Below are 18,212 nucleotides of genomic sequence, written 5' to 3'. Positions count from 1 at the left end.
TTTTACTCAAGGAATCTTGCTGAGTAACTTGGCACTGTCGTAACAATTCTTTCGTGTTAACATAGCGAAATTAACAGTTCACCCACTCATAATCGGTTCATGCTGAAGAATAACCCAAGCACGTATCCCGCTGCGCCACTGCTCTCTTTAACCCAAGGGATCTATTGGTCGCATCAACGCTTACTCGCTATTGCAAGCCAGCTTTCTATGCTGGTGATTGGCATGATTATTTTAACTCACTTAATCATTACTTTAGGTGAACGACGCCTGCAAGAAGAGTGGGCAACGCAAAGATACAGTGAACTGCAAACCATAGGCTCATTGATCGCAGATAAAGTGTCTTTTCAGCAATTTCGAACCCAAATTTTCGCCAATGGGGAACTGCTAAAACAATACTTAAGCAATCCTACCGCCAAGCAACAACTTAAATTGCAGGAAAACTGGCAAGATCTAGTAAAACATATTCCTGAGTTACTCGGCATTGCACTGTACGATCCCCAAGGTAACTATAAATTCTCAACTCCCCCTAATTTCAATAAAGATGCCTTACCACCGACCTTACTTGGAGCGAGTCGGAGCATGGGTGGCAAAGAAGTTTATACCTCACCGCTGGAATTTGTTCCGATAGACGGCATGCTTGAACCTTATATGTATCAAATGGCGTGGCTCGAGAAGCCCGATCAGAGTTCTATCGGTTATCTGGTGACGTACAACTCTATGGTAAAAATGCTGGAGGCCATAAAACCAGCCTTTTCGAGCAATAAGTCCCCTATGTTAGTGCTTGATACTCAAGGATTACTCTATGCTGGCGCGAGCGATCTCGCCCCTCTAAGCAATATGCCAGAGACCTTAGGAGCAAGTTTAAGACAGAGCTATCCGGCCCTGTGGCGCGATATGTCCATGAGCAACTTTGGACAATTCCACGGTGAAGAAGCCACTTATGTTTACCTTAAAATCGAACTAACTGCCCAACCTGAGACTCACAGAGAATATTTTTTACTCTCCTATGTGCGCAACTCAGACATAGCTGCTCGTTTCTCACAATGGCAAAACATTGTCATTGTGGCATCGTTAATATTAACGGTTTTAGCCGCTTGGGTTGTACTACTCAGCCACATGTATCGCTTACAACAGCGTTCACGCCAATACAGTATTGATGTTGCTAATGGCTTATTTAATAGTGACATCGGCTTTATGATGGTAAACGAAAATGCCAGAGTCATCAGTGCCAATACTAAAGCGGCACAAGCGACCTTAGTACCATTAGATGAACTGACAGACCGAAGCCTACAGCGTACCTTATGCCTCGATGATAAAACCTACACGGAGTTAATGGAGCAGGTACATAAAACAGGTCAATGGTCTGGTGAAATCAGTCTAGAGAGTATTGATGGCCCTACTTTACGCGTTCATATCCGCCAAGCACCAAGGGCGAGCCGAGGCTCACCACATCTATTAATCACCCTTGAGGACATCAGTGAGTTAATCAGCAGCAAACAAAATGCTTTTCTCAGTGAGCTTTTATGCGATAACACAGTCGCGACAGCCCTCACAGATGCTAACGGTAAACTGATTAAAATCAATCCTGTATTCGATGCGTTAATGCAACTCAATGGCGATTTAAATCAAGATTTAGCGTCATTACTCGCGAATGATTTAGGCAATCAATGGCAGAGGATCAGCGCTCAGATAGCCATGCAAGGTCAGTGGCAAGGGCAAATTCTATGCTCACCTAAACAGGCGCATTCCAATTGTTTGCAAGCCACATTGAAGGGCCATGTGGCCGCCGATGGTGAGATTGATTATATCGTCTGCACTTTAGAGCAAGCCGCCGAGCGTGGTCGAGGCACAGAGAAGCGTAACCTTGTACCCCATCGCAGTACTATTCTGCTGAATTTGGCAGATTTAGAACGTTACTTTAACTCTCTGCCGCCACCAAGCCGTCTCAGCTCAAGCTTACTGTTAATGGATATCAATCCAGAGGGCATGCTAAGCCACATGAGTGATATCGACCAACTGGCAAATCGTCAGCAAGAAATAGAAGTGCAATTATTGCTTGAAATTCCAGCTAATTATCAAATTCTGCATTGGCAGCTAGGGAAGCTCATTGTGATGTTACCTGACACAGACGCCACCCATGCGCACAACTTTGCCCTCAATATGATGGAAAAACTCAATGGTAATGGCTTAGGGGAAGGTATTAGTATTGGTATTGCGGGTTATCAAGAAGGCCAGACATTAGAGCAATATTTGAATAATGCCGAAATCGCCCTAAAACGGGCGAAGCAAAATAACGATCAGAATATCGGTCAGGCCTTTACTCGTCATCAATCGTAGATTCGGGTGCATTAACGGAGTCAGGCAACTGACTCTGGGTAATTTCTATGATTGCCGAGCGGTTCATGGTGATTTTATAGCGAATATACTGCGGGGCTTCGCGCCCATCTCGCAACACTAAAATCAGGTTGACTTGATAGCGCCGCTCAACCGATTCATAACTAATTTTGCCTTCAACTTCCTTATAAATCTTCGCTTTACCCCGTTCTAAATAACGGGCAAAAGGCACTAAGCTAAAGCTCACTTGCTCTTGAATAGTCGAATATCCCGCTTGGAATTCACTCTGATTCACCTTAGTAGCGATTTTATAGTGCAGAATTTCCGCATCGACCTTATTTTGGCTATGTCTGTGCTTTAGAATGTCACTGACTTTTTCGGGTAGATCTTGCTGACGCATAAACTCAAGCCATACCAACTGCTTAGCGATAACCGCCTGACTCGTAGTATCCCGTAAAATGCGGCTCCAACGTGGTCGACCCCGCTGAATAAATCGCCACATGGCATTGCGCACATCGTCCTTAAAGATTTCCCTGAAACCATAGATCACAGCCAAAGTCAGCACTAGTGCAATAGTAAAACCACTAAAGGCGCCCTGCGCTTGAATTATCAACGCAGACACCACCAACATCACTAACGCGGTCGCCAGTCCTGTCGTAAACTTTTTAAGGCCAATCCCTAAAGGCTTTAACTCTTCTTTGAGTACCACCCCTTGTTGAATTAAACGGCGCAATAACAACATCTTATTAGAGATACGGTTAGGATCTTGCTTAGTTTGCGCTGAGTTGTACTTATGCTCATCACGATAGGCACATTCATTACGGCAGAGCGTGAGTACCCGCTCTAAAATATCGTTGAAATCACTGGTACGAGTTGCATAAGCGAGCACTTTGAGTAACTGCTGCTCACAAAACCAAGACAAGTAGTTATCAGCATTTTCAAAGTAAGATTTCCATTTGGGATCACCTGGTTCGTTACGACGAAACTTTTTCAGCAACTGGGCAATTTGTTCGCGTAATTCGTCGAGGGCAAAATAAAAATGGGTTACATCTGTGATTTGATTGAGTTCTTTAACATCGTTTTCAACCGCAACCGCAAACTGATAGGCGAAGAGATTTAGGTACAATCTGAACTCTTCAACAGTACGGCGATTTAAACTGGCAAAACGCCCCTGCACCAGAGGTAAGTGCAAGCCTTCTGAATAGTATGAGCGACGTCCAACTATTGAGCTGTAGTAGTACTCTTCTTCATTGAGCGTGCGCGAGCCTATGCCCATTTCCTTAGGTAAAAAGAAATAGAGATCGAGCTGACGATTATCGCCCTTTTCCATCTGATGGCTGAACTTAATCGACAGGGATTCTTCTTGCTTTACACGTATCTTAGACACAACACCCTTTTCATGAATCCCTCACAGGAGACTCACCACAGTAATCACAAATCAATGAGCACTAATCTTAACTGAAATAAACTCAAATTCACTGATTAAATTCGACTATTTACGATTCTGCATCCACAAATAGTATTGCTAGGCTGAAAAAGGACCACGGCATAATCTTTGGTGTCATCCATATCTAACACCTCGATACTGAGATTGTGCATTTCCGAGTCATTAAAATGTAAGCTGCTGATATAGGATAGATATTTCATATGTTCTGGCCAATTTTTTTGCTTTTCAATTTCAGATTCCGTTTTCGTTTTAACGGTAACTTTATAGGTCATGCTATTGGCCTCAATACTGTCGACTTTGCCTTGCATTAAAATATTGCCCGCACTCGTACCGTCAATATTAAAGTAACGATAATTGATCTGCGTATTGTCAGCGGCAATCAAAACATCCACGAGTAGGTAAAATTTACCGTCACTGCTAACACTCGAGCTGCCGCTAGGATTGGCACTAGAATGGCGGTCGAATAATTCAGAGCTGCAATTTAAAATCATCGTCTGATTGGTAGCCGACTGTTTGTATATCACACCGCAGGCCATAATCAATGCCGACAAGATAACAATATTAATCGTCCACTTTAGCCATTTAGCCACAGATATTAACCTCCTGCAGCCAAGCAGCATCGATGAAGGTTTTCGGTCGAGTGAAATCACTGATTTTAATATTACGGATCACTGACTGACCGAGTTTTTCGCCTCGAAAAGTAATATTAAGCACTTGTTTATCATGGGACAAAGAAGCATAGACATCAGCCCAATCACTTTGACCGCAGGCGATTAATCCTGCACTTAAGCGCTCACCTAACTCGAAGAGTAAAGTGTTATTAGTATTGGAATCAGCAAATAAGTGTAATCGTACTTGCTGGCCAGAAGCCAAAGGTAATATTGAGGTCATAAGTGCTTGGGTTGGCTTGCTGTGATCCGTATGATTCAAATAAAACACCGAAAACGCTAACATAAACCCGAATAACACTAAGGCACTCCACAAAGGCACTGTGTGCAATCTGAGGTAATTAACACCTCTAAACTCAGTCCCATTAGATGGTTGGAGTAAATAACCTTGGCCTTTCACGGTTTCAATCAAGCCCTCATATTGAGGTCCAAGAAAGCTGCGAAGCATAAAAACAGCACGGGCCACAGAGGTATCAGTTAGCGGCGGATGCTTTCCATCCCCCGTCTTCAGCATGTGCTTAGAAACCAACTTACCTTGATGCTCAACAAGCAAATTAAGCACTTGTAACTCGGCTCGAGGAAGATGCCAAGATTCATCGCGAGACAACTCAATCAGTATGCCTCGTTCCCGATCAAACCTGCAGTCTCCCAATTGCATCAACATCCACTCAACTCCATAAAAACACAAAGTTAAGTCTATGCAAACTAACTAATGATTAATGTGATCTTGCTAACCCAAGTCAGCAAATAGTTAATTTTCGTGAGACGACCCCCAAGTTCAGCGCTATTAGGCAAAAACATGCGTTAACTCACAGGAATAAATGCCATTTAGCACATGGGAAATTCGGCATAAATTTACATAAATATAACAAATATCGGGACAATGAGCACCTTGCAATCTGTTTAGTTAATTAAAATGCAGAATTTAAGTCGGTTAATTCTATTTTAGTGACGCTATTTACCGCTCATGTAAAAGGCAAATATCCTCCGGCATAAATCACAATATTTATCTCAAGCATGCTTAGAATTTACGCCATCAATTTATCTTTAGCATTTGATAAATAGAAGTAATCCTACATAGAGGAAATACATAATGAGCATAAATAGACGTCAAGCATTAACCCGTATTATTGGTATTAGCACCGCTGCGGCAGGTGCAACACTCATGGGAACATCGGTTCTCGCGGCAACGAATGCCGATGGTCAATATCAATTAGCGATAGGAGAGAAACTTAAATACGTTCCACTTGATGCAATGGCAACAGCAAAACTGGCCTATGAAACGGGTGGTGGTTGTATGCACCAAGTTTTTCATGCCGTTGTGACTATGCTAGCCCAATCTAATAGTGCCGATGCAGACAAGTTCAAAACAATTCCAACGGCATTAGCCGCCTATGGTTTTGCAGGGGTAACGGGTCAAGGCACACTCTGCGGTAATCTTAATGCGATAGGCATGTTAGTGAATATTTTAGATGACATTAATGGTCACAATAACGCCGTGATAGCCAATACCTTCCGCTACTACGAAAATACAACGCTCCCTTTATCTTCACCTGAATTTGTTACTGGTATTGGCTCGACAGCAGAAAAAACGGCTCTTGTGGGCAGTTCATCAAAAGCCAAGAGCGTGTTATGTCACTCATCTATCAGTAACTGGTCAAAGGCTTCTGGCTTACCATTCGCGAAAAAAGGTGAACGCTGTTACCGCTTATCCGCGTCTATGGCTTATTACTTAGTCGATGTATTGAATCGTGCCTATCAAGGGGAGAATATCGGCGCCCTTGTTGGTAGTAAGCCAACACCAGATGCACAAGATTGCCAAACGTGTCACGGTAGTACTAGCACACTAGGCTCAGCGGCAAGTGTAAAAACAGACATGGAATGCACCACTTGCCATACAGGGCATTTCAATTAAGGAGACTGTGATGAAATACCCATTACTCACATTGACCCTCGCAACATTAATGCTCGTAGGATGTGGCAGTGACAGCAATAACACTGAGCCTGAAACTCCGCAGCCACCTCCCGTCGAAAATGCAATAAACATTGATGAAGCAACGCAGATAAATCTCAAGCTTGAGCAATTTGACTCGAGTACAGGGACAATTCAATTTTCACTGACGGATGCGCAACAAGAGGCGATCACTGCGGCTAAAACCTATGATATTTACTATTTTGGGTTCCCCGACAAAGCCAAGGAATCCTCGAATCCGAAGGCATGGAAACACTGGCATGTTACCCAAAATTATCGTTGCCAAAGTCTTGGAGAATGCAGCGGTAAATTAACCGAAGTCACAAGCGGTCAATATCAATTTGAGATAGCAGGCTTAGATTGGGCTCAGCAGGATCCAAGTGGTTCAGTGGCACAAATTAAAGTCGCGATTCAGATCTACGGTGCAAAAGCCAATAACGAGCTGGATTTAATCCAAGTTCTACCGCAATAATCCTTCCCATGACATATCCAAACAAATAGAGGCATCCATCGGATGCCTCTATTTTATTCATTGATATCTAGACGTTATGCGATTGAATTTTGTTAGATCGATGTTGTTCGCTAAATAATTCGCGATATTATCCGCTACAAAACGACTCACAAACGTCAATACAGCCCAAATGATGAATGCTCAGTACTTTTATTTAGAACATCGCGGCATTGAGCCACATATGTACTAAAATGCTCGCGATATAACCCAGCGCAATGACAGGTGTCCAACGCAAATGGGCACCAAAGGTGTAAATCCCCCTAGCTTGTCCCATTAACGCGACCCCTGCAGCACTGCCAATTGACAATAAACTGCCCCCAACTCCTGCGGTTAACGTTACCAGTAACCATTGGCCTAAGGCCATCTCAGGGTTCATCGTCAACACAGCAAACATCACCGGAATATTATCAACAACCGAAGACAACAGACCGATAGCCACGTTGGCATAGGTCGTATCCCAATTGGAATACAAAGCCTCAGATACTAAGCTCAAGTACCCCATAAAGCCAAGGCCACCCACACATAGCACTACACCATAAAAGAACAACAGGGTATCCCATTCAGCGCGGGAGATCCTGCTAAACACATCGAAGGGCACCACACTACCAAGTTGCTGCAGACGCTGCTCGTCCTGACGCAATTCAGCCTTTGCACGTTCGCGGGCAACGGAACGATTGAAGGTTTTACGCAGATAAAAACCAAAAAATTGTAAGAAACCTAATCCCGTCATCATACCCAATACAGGCGGCATACCTAAGAAGGAATGAGCACACACTGCCGTAGCGATTGTGAGTAAAAACAACGCAACAATTCGCTTAGCACCCGGCTTAGTATAAACATGCTCTTTTTCTGGCTCTGGCACAAAATGTGGAATAAACACACTCATAATGGCAGCGGGTAATGCAAAGTTCACTAAAGCAGGAATAAACAGATGGAAGAAATCGCTAAAGTGCACTAATCCTTTTTGCCACACCATTAAGGTCGTGATATCACCAAACGGACTAAACGCACCACCCGCATTAGCCGCAACAACAATGTTGATACAGGCTAGGGTGATAAACTTGCGTTGCCCTGCCCCCACCTTCATCACCACGGCACACATCAATAGCGCAGTCGTTAAATTATCTGCCACGGGTGAGATAAAGAACGCCATAAACCCCGTCAACCAAAATACGGTTCTTAGACTAAACCCACGGCCGACAAGCCAACCACGAATGGCATCAAACAAATTTCGCTCTTCCATAGCATTGATATAAGTCATCGCCACGAGTAAGAAGAGTAGAAGCTCAGCATATTCAAGCAAGTTATGTTTGAATGCAGTTTCCGACACTTCAGACATACCATTTTGTACATACACAAAACCTATCATGCCCCAGATAATCCCTGCCGCGACCAGCACAGGTTTCGACTTGCGTAAATGTAACGACTCCTCAGCCATCACCATTATGTATGCAAGTACAAACACAAAGACGGCAACATAACCCACACTCGAGGCGGTTAAATTAAGCCGTTCTATCCCTTCTGTCATAGCCCATGCTGCAGGTGAGAATCCGCTCAATATTGCAACGCAGAATAGACTCCATAACGCCATTCCACTGCCTTTAAACAACCGCTGTAATTTCATTAAAGTTCATCTCTACGTAGGAAATTAGTCGAAAATTACCATAGCTTCGGCATAGTAAATGTTGATAAAACGCAACTTTCTATGCATTACCCTATAACCAAAGGCATTTAAAACATTAATTTTTGTATAACTACAGCGATAACTAATAAAGAAACATTTAACTTAGTCTAAAAAGAGCCAATAAAAAAGCACCTCAAAGGTGCTTTTTAGTTTCTAATCAGCGTCACAGCATTAGAAGGAATATAACAAGGTCATATTGGTTTCTGTATCTGTACTTTTCTTATTATCCAACGGCTCGCTGTTGTAACGCACAATAATGGCAAACTTCATTGCTAATGCGCCGATAATATTCGCCGTTAACGAAGTTTCAGAACGGGCATCGAGCTTATCACCGTAATCGGCAACGAAACGTTGTTGGAATTTAGAGGTGTCAGTGATTTCGGTTTCAAAGTTGATCACGCCGTGAGCGACGACGCTGTCATTGGTGTCATGGCCTTCGATAAGTGCTTGCTCTGTATCAAGACGCTGATAGATATAACCTGGACCGACTTCGACATCTAAAAAGGTCTTACTAGTATCATAGAATCTATAACCATAACCCGCTGCGCCAGATAGCGTGTAATCATAACCTGTGAACGGATCAACTTCATAATTACCGTTAGCAAACAAGTAGCTACGATCTGTCATCTTGTAGTTACCTTGTGCGCCCGCTAAATAGCGTTTCGCGGTAACAGAACCTGTATCCTCTTTATATAAACCTTCGAGTAAGTACTGATTCTCCCAATCGCCAAGCTCATGCTTAAGATTTAAACGTCCTTTGAATGATGAGGTTTCAGTGTTACCTGTGGTTAAGGTTGCACCAAGCTCAGCTTCACCTGCGAATGTCTCATCGCCTTTTACAAAATCGGCCCCAGCTGTCGCCATAAAAGGTGCAGCCATTAATAGTGCTGCGGTCAGTACTTTCTTCATGTTTATCCGTTCCTGTTCCGTTAAATCCAATCCCTATAAATATCTGTTCGTCCCAGCGATGCTGAATAAGCACATATTAATAAGGGTTAGTATTTTCCCCTGAAAATCTGCGCGATATTAACATTTACGATTAAAAAATGAAAATTGCAGCTATTTTAAGTATAAAAAAACCCGCTTTAGCGGGTTTTTATCTCAGCGATAACGCTTACATATTGATCTTAGGATCTAACGCGCCAGACTGATACGCTTTATACATTGCTTGTAAAGACAATGGCTTAATCTTAGATGCTTGACCTGCACAGCCGAAAGCTTCATAGCGAACCGTACAAATATCGGCCATGGCTTCCATTGATGCTTTCAGGAATTTACGTGGATCAAATTCACTCGGGTGTTCAGCTAAGAATTTACGAACAGCACCCGTTGATGCTAAACGTAAGTCGGTATCAATGTTGACTTTACGTACACCGTGTTTGATACCTTCTACGATTTCTTCTAATGGCACACCGTAGGTTTCTGGGATCTGACCACCATATTGGTTGATGATCTTTAGCCACTCTTGTGGCACAGAAGATGAACCGTGCATCACTAAGTGAGTGTTAGGAATACGCGCATGAATTTCTTTGATGCGGTCGATACGCAGTACATCGCCCGTCGGTTTACGACTGAACTTATATGCACCATGGCTAGTACCGATAGCAATCGCGAGTGCATCAACATGGGTATCGGCAACGAAACGCGCCGCTTCTTCAGGGCTAGTCAACATTTGATCGTGACTTAAAATACCTGATGCACCAACACCATCTTCTTCGCCAGCTTGGCCAGTTTCTAAGCTGCCTAAACAGCCAATTTCACCTTCAACTGACACACCACACGCATGGGCAAATGCCACTGTACGACGGGTAACATCAACGTTGTACTCGTACGATGCAGGCGTTTTGCCGTCAGCCATCAAAGAGCCGTCCATCATGACTGATGACATGCCTAATTGGATAGAACGCTGACAAATATCAGGATCGGTACCGTGGTCTTGGTGAATACACACAGGGATATCTGGGTACTGCTCAAGAGCCGCTGCCATCAAATATTTTAAGAACTGTGGGCGAGCGTATTTACGCGCGCCAGCAGAAGCTTGCACTATCACAGGGCTGTCTGTTGCTTCAGCGGCCTGCATGATGGCACGCATCTGCTCTAAGTTGTTAACGTTAAACGCAGGCACACCGTATCCATGTTCTGCTGCGTGATCAAGTAGTTGTCGTAGGGAAATTAACGCCATTTTTTAACTCCAATAATAGGGTGATATCTATCACCGAGGTCGCTATCGTTTGGATGGATTTTTATACCCGCATTCAACTCTGTACCTTAAATAAACAACTTAAATTAAGCACCTTAGATGAATACGGGCGGTTTTTTTATAATTTTTTACTTTTTATCAAAGCTTTGATGTTATCAGAGCTTATCGCGGCGTCTTATGCGCCGCGTTTTTTAAAACTTAATGATTAAGCGCCGCGTTTTTCTAACATAGCAACAGCCGGTAATTCTTTACCTTCGAGGAACTCGAGGAAAGCACCGCCGCCAGTCGAAATGTAAGACACTTTATCGGCAATACCGTACTTATCAACCGCAGCCAAAGTGTCACCACCGCCTGCGATAGAGAACGCTTTTGAATCAGCAATCGCTTGGGCGATACGCTTAGTACCTTCACCGAATTGGTCGAATTCGAACACGCCCACAGGGCCGTTCCATACGATAGTGCCTGCAGATTCGATGATTTTAGCCAGTGCTTCAGCGCTATCTGGACCAATATCGAAAATCATTTCGCCATCAGCGACTTCGCTAACCGATTTTAACGTTGCCGCTGCTGTTGGACTAAACTCGCCCGCAACGACCACATCGGTCGGCACAGGAATATCGGCGCCACGGCTCTTAGCATTAGCCACTAAACGCTTAGCTTCGTCGATCAAATCCGCCTCATACAGCGATTTACCGACATTGTAGCCCGCCGCCGCAATGAAAGTATTGGCAATACCGCCGCCAACCACTAACTGATCGACTATGCCTGAAAGACTTTCTAGCACGGTTAGCTTAGTCGACACTTTAGAGCCACCGACAATCGCCACCATAGGACGCGCAGGATTATCTAATGCCTTGCCTAAGGCATCTAATTCTTGTGCCAGTAATGGACCGGCACAGGCGATTGGGGCAAACATGCCCACGCCATGGGTCGATGCTTGGGCACGATGTGCTGTACCGAAGGCGTCCATCACATAGACATCACACAGCGCCGCCATTTTTTTCGATAAGGCTTCGTTGTTCTTACCTTCACCCACGTTGAAACGCACGTTTTCGAACACAACCACTTCACCCACGGCAACGTCAACGCCATCTAAATAGTCGGTCGCTAAACGCACAGGACAAGACAGGGCTTTTGCCAAATAATCGACCACAGGTTGCATAGAATATTCGGGATTGTATTCGCCTTCGGTCGGACGACCTAAATGCGACATCACCATCACAGCCGCACCTTTTTCAAGGGCCAACTCGATAGTCGGTAGAGAGGCGCGCAGACGTGCGTCACTGGTGACGACGCCATTGCTAACAGGGACATTGAGATCTTCGCGGATAAGCACGCGCTTACCTTGTAGATCCAGATCTGACATATTGATAATTGCCATGGTAACGCTTCCTTTTATAATCAAAAAACAAACTGTTTCACACATAGCCGGTATGAATTGACTGCCGCTCGGCGCTCGACATCCCGTCGAATTGGCATAAATTCAGTGACCCACAAGTGAATAATCTACTTTTATCAGCCTCGCTTGGCCGCAATCATCGCCAAACTCGTATCTAACATACGATTGGCAAAACCCCACTCGTTATCGCACCACAGGAGTAACTTTACCAACTGACCGGCGCTCACGCGGGTCTGGGTACCATCGACAATACTGGAGCGCGGATCATGGTTGAAATCACATGAGACTAAGGGCTCATCAGTATAGCCTAAGATGCCGTTAAATCGCCCATTGGCGGCTGATTCCAGCACCTGATTGACTGTGGCAATATCGACGGTTTTTTCTAAGGTCACGGACAAATCGATGGCGGTCACGTTGATGGTGGGCACGCGCACCGAAATCGCTTCAAACTTATTTTTCATGTGCGGCAAGATCCGCTCAATGCCGCGGGCAAGTTTAGTATCGACAGGGATAATCGATTGGCCAGCGGCGCGGGTACGACGCAAATCATCATGATAAGCATCAATCACTTGCTGATCGTTCATCGCCGAATGGATAGTGGTAATCGCACCGCTTTTAACGCCAAAGTGGCGATCGAGCACATCGATCACAGGCACGATACAGTTTGTGGTGCAAGAAGCGTTGGAAACCACTGTGTGTTCGGCGCGGAGTAAATCGTGATTCACACCATAGACAATCGTGCCATCGACATCGGCTGAGGATGGATGACTTATCAGCACTTGTTTAGCGCCGGCGTGAATATGGGCTTCGCAGCTTTGACGATCGACTAATACGCCTGTGGCTTCATAGACAATATCTATGCCCATCTCGTGCCAAGGGAGTTTTGCCGGATCGGGCTCGTGGAGGATTTTTATCGCATCGTCGCCAATCAGCATATGATCATCAACAAGCTTCACTTTATGCGCAAACCGACCGTGGGTGGTGTCGTACTGGGTCAGATGAATAATGGCTTCAGGTTTAGCTAATTCATTAATCGCGACAATCTGCATTTGCTGCCGTTTTCCAGACTCATATAAAGCTCGGAGAATAGAGCGGCCGATACGGCCATAACCATTGATAGCGACTCGGATCATTGAGGTCTCAATTTCCTCTTAATACAAAAACGGCCTGCAAACGATTGCAGGCCGCATTATACAGATTAACACTTAAAAAGTTTAACCTTTTGTATTGAATCTAATCCCTTGAGCCATTAGCCCAATGATTTTGCAGCATTCAGCACATTTTCAACGGTGAAACCAAAGTGATTCAATAGCACGTTACCCGGCGCAGACTCACCAAATGTGGTCATGCCCACTACTGTGCCTTCAAACCCGACGTACTTGTACCAGAAATCGGTATGCGCCGCTTCAATAGCCACACGTTTAGTCACAGCACGTGGTAATACAGATTCTTTATAAGCAGCATCTTGCTTATCGAACTCAGTTGTCGATGGCATAGAAACGACGCGAACGTGTTTACCTTGCTCAGTCAGTGCAGCGGCTGCATCCATTGCCAATTGTACTTCGCTACCAGTTGCGATCAGGATCAGTTCTGGTGTACCCGCACAGTCTTGCAGTACATAAGCACCTTTAGCCACATTAGCTAATTGCTCAGCGGTACGCGCTTGAGCTTTCAGGTTTTGACGGCTGAAGATCAGTGACGTAGGTGCATTACGGCGCTCAATCGCAGCTTTCCAAGAAACTGCCGTTTCTGCCGCATCACATGGACGCCATACGGCCATATTTGGTGTCATACGCAGGTTAGCTAATTGCTCAACTGGCTGATGCGTTGGGCCATCTTCACCTTGACCGATAGAGTCATGGGTATAAACGAAGATGTTTTGAATGCCCATCAGCGCCGACATACGCACTGCGTTACGAGCATATTCCATGAACATCATGAACGTTGCGCCGTAATTGATGAAACCACCATGCAGCGAAGCACCGTTCATAATGCCACTCATGCCGAATTCACGCACGCCGTAGTAAATGTAGTTACCAGCTGGGTCGTCTTGAATACCTTTAGAACCTGACCACAGTGTCAAGTTAGAACCCGCTAAGTCAGCAGAGCCGCCTAACAGTTCAGGCAACATAGCGCCAAATGCACCGATAGCATTTTGTGAGGCTTTACGGCTCGCAATACCTTCGGCTTTGTCCTGTGATGCTTGCACGAATGCCTGCGCTTTTTCTTCGAAATCAGCCGGTAATTCACCTTTCAGAACGCGACGCTCATATTCAGCAGCCAGTTCTGGGTGAGCAGCGCGATATACTGCAAACTTCTCGTTCCACGCTGCTTCACGGGCAGCACCTGCTTCTTTGGCATCCCAACCGGCATAAACATCAGCAGGGATTTCAAATGGTGCATGTGGCCAGCCAAGGAATTCACGGGCGGCTGCGATTTCTGCATCGCCTAGTGGCGCGCCGTGACAATCGTGGCTGCCAGATTTGTTGGGTGAACCAAAACCGATAATGGTTTTGCAGCAAATCATGGTTGGTTTATCAGTCACCGCTTTCGCCGCTTCGATAGCAGCACGGATTGCCGCGCTATCGTGACCATCAACACCGGCAATCACATGCCAGCCGTAAGCTTCAAAACGCTTTGGCGTATCATCGGTGAACCAGCCTTCAACATGGCCATCGATAGAAATACCGTTGTCATCCCAAAATGCGACCAGTTTACCTAAACCTAAAGTACCGGCTAATGAACAGGCTTCGTGGGAAATACCTTCCATCAAACAGCCATCGCCGAGGAAGCAGTAAGTATAGTGATCAACGATATCGTGACCATCACGGTTAAACTGTGCCGCTAAGGTTTTCTCAGCAATCGCCATACCGACAGCGTTGCTGATGCCCGCACCGAGTGGACCCGTTGTGGTTTCAACACCTGGGGTGTAACCGTATTCTGGGTGACCCGGTGTTTTAGAATGCAATTGACGGAACTGTTTTAGCTCCTCAATTGGTAATTCATAACCAGTCAGGTGAAGTAAAGAGTAAATCAGCATTGAACCGTGACCGTTAGAGAGGATAAAACGATCTCTATCTACCCATTTCGGATTGTTCGGGTTGTGCTTAAGGAAATCATTCCACAGCACTTCAGCAATATCTGCCATCCCCATTGGGGCGCCGGGATGGCCTGAATTTGCTTTTTGAACTGCATCCATACTTAACGCACGGATTGCGTTTGCGAGTACTTTACGGGAAGACATGCTCTCTCCTGCTTGTTTGTGGGGTCTAGCGGGCAATTTGGATGCATATTTTCCCCTACATGCCAGTGTGACGCAAACTAAAATTACCATTCACTCAGCAAAAGATGGCCGAATATATACCCAAACAACCTGAAGATGCAGGATTCAGGTCGCTTGGGTATACAAGTCGCAGAAACAAGCTAGTCACTCTACTGGCGTTTACTTGAGAGGACATAGCAAGGATCACTTGTAATGGAGAAATAAATTTCTCAAAAACATAGCAAACCTAATAATATGAAATATAAGAAAAATAACCTATTTATGACTGAGCGTAGTCGTTTTCAGGTCACAATCTGAGAGGATTTTTTATTATCGGGGGTGATCGGCAATCGGATTTAAACTAAAATAGCCGTCTAGATGTAGATGCTTCTACACGTTTGAATGCTAACGACGAGATTTTCCTACTATGGCAAAGCACTTGTTTACTTCTGAGTCGGTCTCAGAAGGTCATCCCGATAAGATTGCAGATCAGATTTCTGATGCTGTGCTAGATGCAATTCTGGCTCAAGATCCAAAAGCACGCGTAGCGTGTGAAACTTATGTCAAAACCGGCATGGTATTAGTAGGTGGTGAAGTCACTACCTCTGCCTGGGTTGATATTGAAGAAATCACCCGTAAAACGGTGCGTGAAATTGGTTATACCCATTCAGATATGGGGTTTGATGCAGACTCGTGCGCAGTATTAAACGCCATTGGTAAGCAATCACCCGACATTAATCAAGGTGTAGACCGCGCAGACCCTGCAGAGCAAGGTGCTGGCGATCAAGGGTTAATGTTTGGCTATGCCAACAACGAAACCGACATTCTGATGCCTGCACCTATCACCTATGCTCACGCATTAGTGAAACGTCAGTCTGAAGTGCGTAAAAATGGCACGCTACCTTGGTTACGCCCAGATGCGAAAAGCCAAGTCACTTTTGCCTATGATGATGGCAAAATTATCGGTATCGATGCAGTTGTGTTATCGACTCAGCACAGAGATGACGTTTCACAAGCCGACTTAATTGAAGGTGTGATGGAAACCATCATCAAGCCAGTGTTACCGGCTCAATGGTTAAACAAAGATACTAAGTTCTTTATCAACCCAACTGGCCGTTTTGTTATCGGTGGTCCAGTAGGCGATTGCGGCTTAACGGGTCGTAAGATCATCGTTGACACCTACGGCGGCATGGCCCGTCATGGTGGTGGCGCATTCTCTGGTAAAGATCCATCAAAAGTGGATCGTAGCGCGGCATATGCTGCCCGTTATGTGGCAAAAAACATAGTTGCAGCAGGTCTTGCTGATCGCTGTGAAATCCAAGTGTCTTACGCAATTGGTGTGGCAGAGCCGACCTCTATCAGCATCGAGACCTTCGGTACCGGTAAAGTATCTGAAGAAGTGCTGATCAAGTTAGTACGTCAACACTTTGAACTGCGCCCATACGGTTTAACGGCCATGCTAGATTTAGCACGTCCAATTTATCAAGCGACCGCCGCTTATGGCCACTTTGGTCGCAGCGAATTCCCATGGGAAGCGACTGATAAAGCCGAAATATTACGTGCTGACGCGGGTCTATAGTCTTAATTCATTTCAATTTTTACACTTAAGACCCATAAAAAACCGCTACCCAGCGGTTTTTTTATGTCTGACATTTAGTTAGATTAATAGTGCTAAGACAAATATGGCAAGATAAAAAGCAGCATATACACAGACCATTAGAGTGCACTGATCCCATGACCGATAACGCCATCTTATTACAGCAACTTCAATCTTGTGCATGGGCAGCCAACGTAGGTCTGCCAGAGGAAACAGCAAAGACATACGGTACATTAGAGGAGATCGCCGCTTTTCTTGAATCCGATCCTGAAGCCTTTTTTGAAACACCTTACGAAATCCACTATGAAAGCCTGTGTGTAACTGATCATGACTTGGCAAATTCGTTAAAAACAAAGGCAGTAGTAAATGATGTGCATGCTTGGATTTCTGACAGCGAAGTCGATGAAATTTCTAAGTCAGCTTACCTCTCCACTTGGAAAATTATTCCCGTTGCAGAAATATGCGCGCTGACATCCGATGACGCTAATACGCTCGCAACACTGCTACTAGCTGACGTTAAACTTTCAGCCTTTACGAGTGAACGCCTATTTTGGTATCTCTGTGGAAGAATACCCTTTGGTTATATTGGTACTTACCCAAACGGGCAATGGCTGATACTTTAGACTTATACGCTAGCACCTTTAATGTTTCTGACTTCATCTAGGATCTATTGAGCTTTCGAGAATGATTTTTAGAGAGCATGCCAAGATTGATACTAACCAATGCACGCAGGGAAACGCTATTTCATTTAATGAACAGCACAGGCCATGTTTATGATAAACCTGAACATAGACAAACATTCGAAGGCATTCTTTACCGCCTTCTAGCAGGCCCCCCTTAGCAAGATTGACCCAAAGAGTTGGGCCATTGGAGTACGGTTTTTAGAGGGTTTCATTTATGGTCTAAAAAGACATTCAGGCCTATTTACTCAAAGCTTTAGTGAAAATGGCCGACACGGAATGGGTCTTTATTGATGGCTCGATAGTGCGGACTCACCAGCACAGTGCAGGTGCACTGAGTCATGAGTCATGAGTCATGAGAGTTACCCTATTGTTTAATTGATAGTGGATACCTTTATCAAACGGGTAACTCTCAGTTTTATCTATCGCCCATGAATATCAAATAATAGCTAATGCAC

Annotated in this window: 14 protein-coding genes and 1 pseudogene; 6 read left to right on the top strand and 9 right to left on the bottom strand. The window is 44.8% G+C overall.

The features are described 5' to 3' along the window. Positions 1–99 precede the first annotated feature (99 nt). Positions 100–2,337, top strand: a complete 2,238-nt coding sequence (locus tag KO533_RS13015; RefSeq protein WP_173246598.1) for a PAS domain-containing protein — start codon at positions 100–102, stop codon at positions 2,335–2,337. Here the strand turns inward: KO533_RS13015 and KO533_RS13010 are convergent. The 3 genes from KO533_RS13010 to KO533_RS13000 form a co-directional block, all read right to left on the bottom strand. After that, a complete protein-coding gene (locus tag KO533_RS13010; protein ID WP_028761621.1) occupies positions 2,318–3,721 on the bottom strand; it encodes a hypothetical protein in 1,404 nt (467 codons plus the stop codon). The two genes, KO533_RS13015 and KO533_RS13010, sit on opposite strands and share 20 nt — an antisense overlap. A 95-nt stretch (positions 3,722–3,816) precedes the next feature. Next, on the bottom strand, positions 3,817–4,371 hold the full coding sequence (locus KO533_RS13005) for a hypothetical protein (protein WP_113939813.1): 555 nt from the start codon (positions 4,369–4,371) through the stop codon (positions 3,817–3,819). Then, positions 4,364–5,113, bottom strand: coding sequence for a helix-turn-helix domain-containing protein (locus KO533_RS13000; protein WP_105250092.1), 750 nt, complete (start codon positions 5,111–5,113; stop codon positions 4,364–4,366). Before KO533_RS13000 ends, KO533_RS13005 begins: the two co-directional genes overlap by 8 nt. A gap of 429 nt (positions 5,114–5,542) precedes the next feature. Here KO533_RS13000 and KO533_RS12995 point away from each other — a divergent pair, with 429 nt between their 5' ends. Further along, a complete protein-coding gene (locus KO533_RS12995) occupies positions 5,543–6,364 on the top strand; it encodes a cytochrome C (protein WP_168824862.1) in 822 nt (273 codons plus the stop codon). 10 nt (positions 6,365–6,374) lie between these two features. Beyond that, positions 6,375–6,893, top strand: coding sequence for a hypothetical protein (locus tag KO533_RS12990; RefSeq protein WP_219234424.1), 519 nt, complete (start codon positions 6,375–6,377; stop codon positions 6,891–6,893). A gap of 193 nt (positions 6,894–7,086) precedes the next feature. On the opposite strand, the gene nhaD is transcribed toward KO533_RS12990, so the two are convergent. The 6 genes from nhaD to tkt all read right to left on the bottom strand — a co-directional run bounded on the left by nhaD (position 7,087) and on the right by tkt (position 15,459). Next, on the bottom strand, positions 7,087–8,556 hold the full coding sequence (nhaD, locus tag KO533_RS12985) for a sodium:proton antiporter NhaD (protein WP_028761625.1): 1,470 nt from the start codon (positions 8,554–8,556) through the stop codon (positions 7,087–7,089). Between the two features lie 231 nt (positions 8,557–8,787). Then, positions 8,788–9,525 (bottom strand): DUF481 domain-containing protein, encoded by a 738-nt coding sequence (locus KO533_RS12980; RefSeq protein ID WP_219234425.1) that lies wholly within the window; start codon positions 9,523–9,525, stop codon positions 8,788–8,790. Between the two features lie 205 nt (positions 9,526–9,730). Further along, positions 9,731–10,798, bottom strand: coding sequence for a class II fructose-bisphosphate aldolase (gene fba, locus KO533_RS12975; protein WP_028761627.1), 1,068 nt, complete (start codon positions 10,796–10,798; stop codon positions 9,731–9,733). Between the two features lie 223 nt (positions 10,799–11,021). Further along, on the bottom strand, positions 11,022–12,197 hold the full coding sequence (locus tag KO533_RS12970) for a phosphoglycerate kinase (protein ID WP_219254533.1): 1,176 nt from the start codon (positions 12,195–12,197) through the stop codon (positions 11,022–11,024). A gap of 134 nt (positions 12,198–12,331) precedes the next feature. Next, positions 12,332–13,348 carry an erythrose-4-phosphate dehydrogenase gene (gene epd / locus KO533_RS12965; RefSeq protein ID WP_219254531.1) on the bottom strand — a complete coding sequence of 339 codons (1,017 nt, stop codon included), beginning with the start codon at positions 13,346–13,348 and terminating at the stop codon, positions 12,332–12,334. A 116-nt stretch (positions 13,349–13,464) separates the two neighbouring features. After that, on the bottom strand, positions 13,465–15,459 hold the full coding sequence (tkt, locus tag KO533_RS12960) for a transketolase (protein ID WP_219254529.1): 1,995 nt from the start codon (positions 15,457–15,459) through the stop codon (positions 13,465–13,467). 445 nt (positions 15,460–15,904) lie between these two features. Here tkt and metK point away from each other — a divergent pair, with 445 nt between their 5' ends. From metK to KO533_RS12945, 3 genes and pseudogenes are all read left to right on the top strand, one after another. Further along, complete coding sequence (gene metK, locus KO533_RS12955; RefSeq protein WP_113939808.1) at positions 15,905–17,056, top strand: methionine adenosyltransferase; 1,152 nt, start codon at positions 15,905–15,907, stop codon at positions 17,054–17,056. Positions 17,057–17,211: 155 nt separating this feature from the next. Then, on the top strand, positions 17,212–17,697 hold the full coding sequence (locus tag KO533_RS12950) for a hypothetical protein (RefSeq protein WP_219254527.1): 486 nt from the start codon (positions 17,212–17,214) through the stop codon (positions 17,695–17,697). 77 nt (positions 17,698–17,774) lie between these two features. After that, positions 17,775–18,103, top strand: a pseudogene (locus tag KO533_RS12945) (transposase); the annotation flags it as partial. Positions 18,104–18,212: the final 109 nt, after the last annotated feature.

Source organism: Shewanella sp. NKUCC05_KAH (assembly GCF_019345585.1).
GTDB lineage: Bacteria > Pseudomonadota > Gammaproteobacteria > Enterobacterales > Shewanellaceae > Shewanella > Shewanella oncorhynchi.
Note: the sequence above shows the minus strand (reverse complement) of the source record. Positions and strands in the feature narration are given on the sequence as shown.

What these genes read in the sequence shown, in the direction of transcription:
- KO533_RS12995 (WP_168824862.1), top strand. Translation starts at nt 5,543, where the DNA reads ATGAGCATAAATAGACGTCAAGCATTAACCCGTATTATTGGTATTAGC.
- fba (WP_028761627.1), bottom strand. Translation starts at nt 10,798, where the DNA reads ATGGCGTTAATTTCCCTACGACAACTACTTGATCACGCAGCAGAACAT.
- nhaD (WP_028761625.1), bottom strand. Translation starts at nt 8,556, where the DNA reads ATGAAATTACAGCGGTTGTTTAAAGGCAGTGGAATGGCGTTATGGAGT.
- KO533_RS12950 (WP_219254527.1), top strand. Translation starts at nt 17,212, where the DNA reads ATGACCGATAACGCCATCTTATTACAGCAACTTCAATCTTGTGCATGG.
- tkt (WP_219254529.1), bottom strand. Translation starts at nt 15,459, where the DNA reads ATGTCTTCCCGTAAAGTACTCGCAAACGCAATCCGTGCGTTAAGTATG.
- epd (WP_219254531.1), bottom strand. Translation starts at nt 13,348, where the DNA reads ATGATCCGAGTCGCTATCAATGGTTATGGCCGTATCGGCCGCTCTATT.
- KO533_RS12970 (WP_219254533.1), bottom strand. Translation starts at nt 12,197, where the DNA reads ATGGCAATTATCAATATGTCAGATCTGGATCTACAAGGTAAGCGCGTG.
- KO533_RS13000 (WP_105250092.1), bottom strand. Translation starts at nt 5,113, where the DNA reads ATGTTGATGCAATTGGGAGACTGCAGGTTTGATCGGGAACGAGGCATA.
- KO533_RS13015 (WP_173246598.1), top strand. Translation starts at nt 100, where the DNA reads ATGCTGAAGAATAACCCAAGCACGTATCCCGCTGCGCCACTGCTCTCT.
- KO533_RS12980 (WP_219234425.1), bottom strand. Translation starts at nt 9,525, where the DNA reads ATGAAGAAAGTACTGACCGCAGCACTATTAATGGCTGCACCTTTTATG.
- KO533_RS12990 (WP_219234424.1), top strand. Translation starts at nt 6,375, where the DNA reads ATGAAATACCCATTACTCACATTGACCCTCGCAACATTAATGCTCGTA.
- metK (WP_113939808.1), top strand. Translation starts at nt 15,905, where the DNA reads ATGGCAAAGCACTTGTTTACTTCTGAGTCGGTCTCAGAAGGTCATCCC.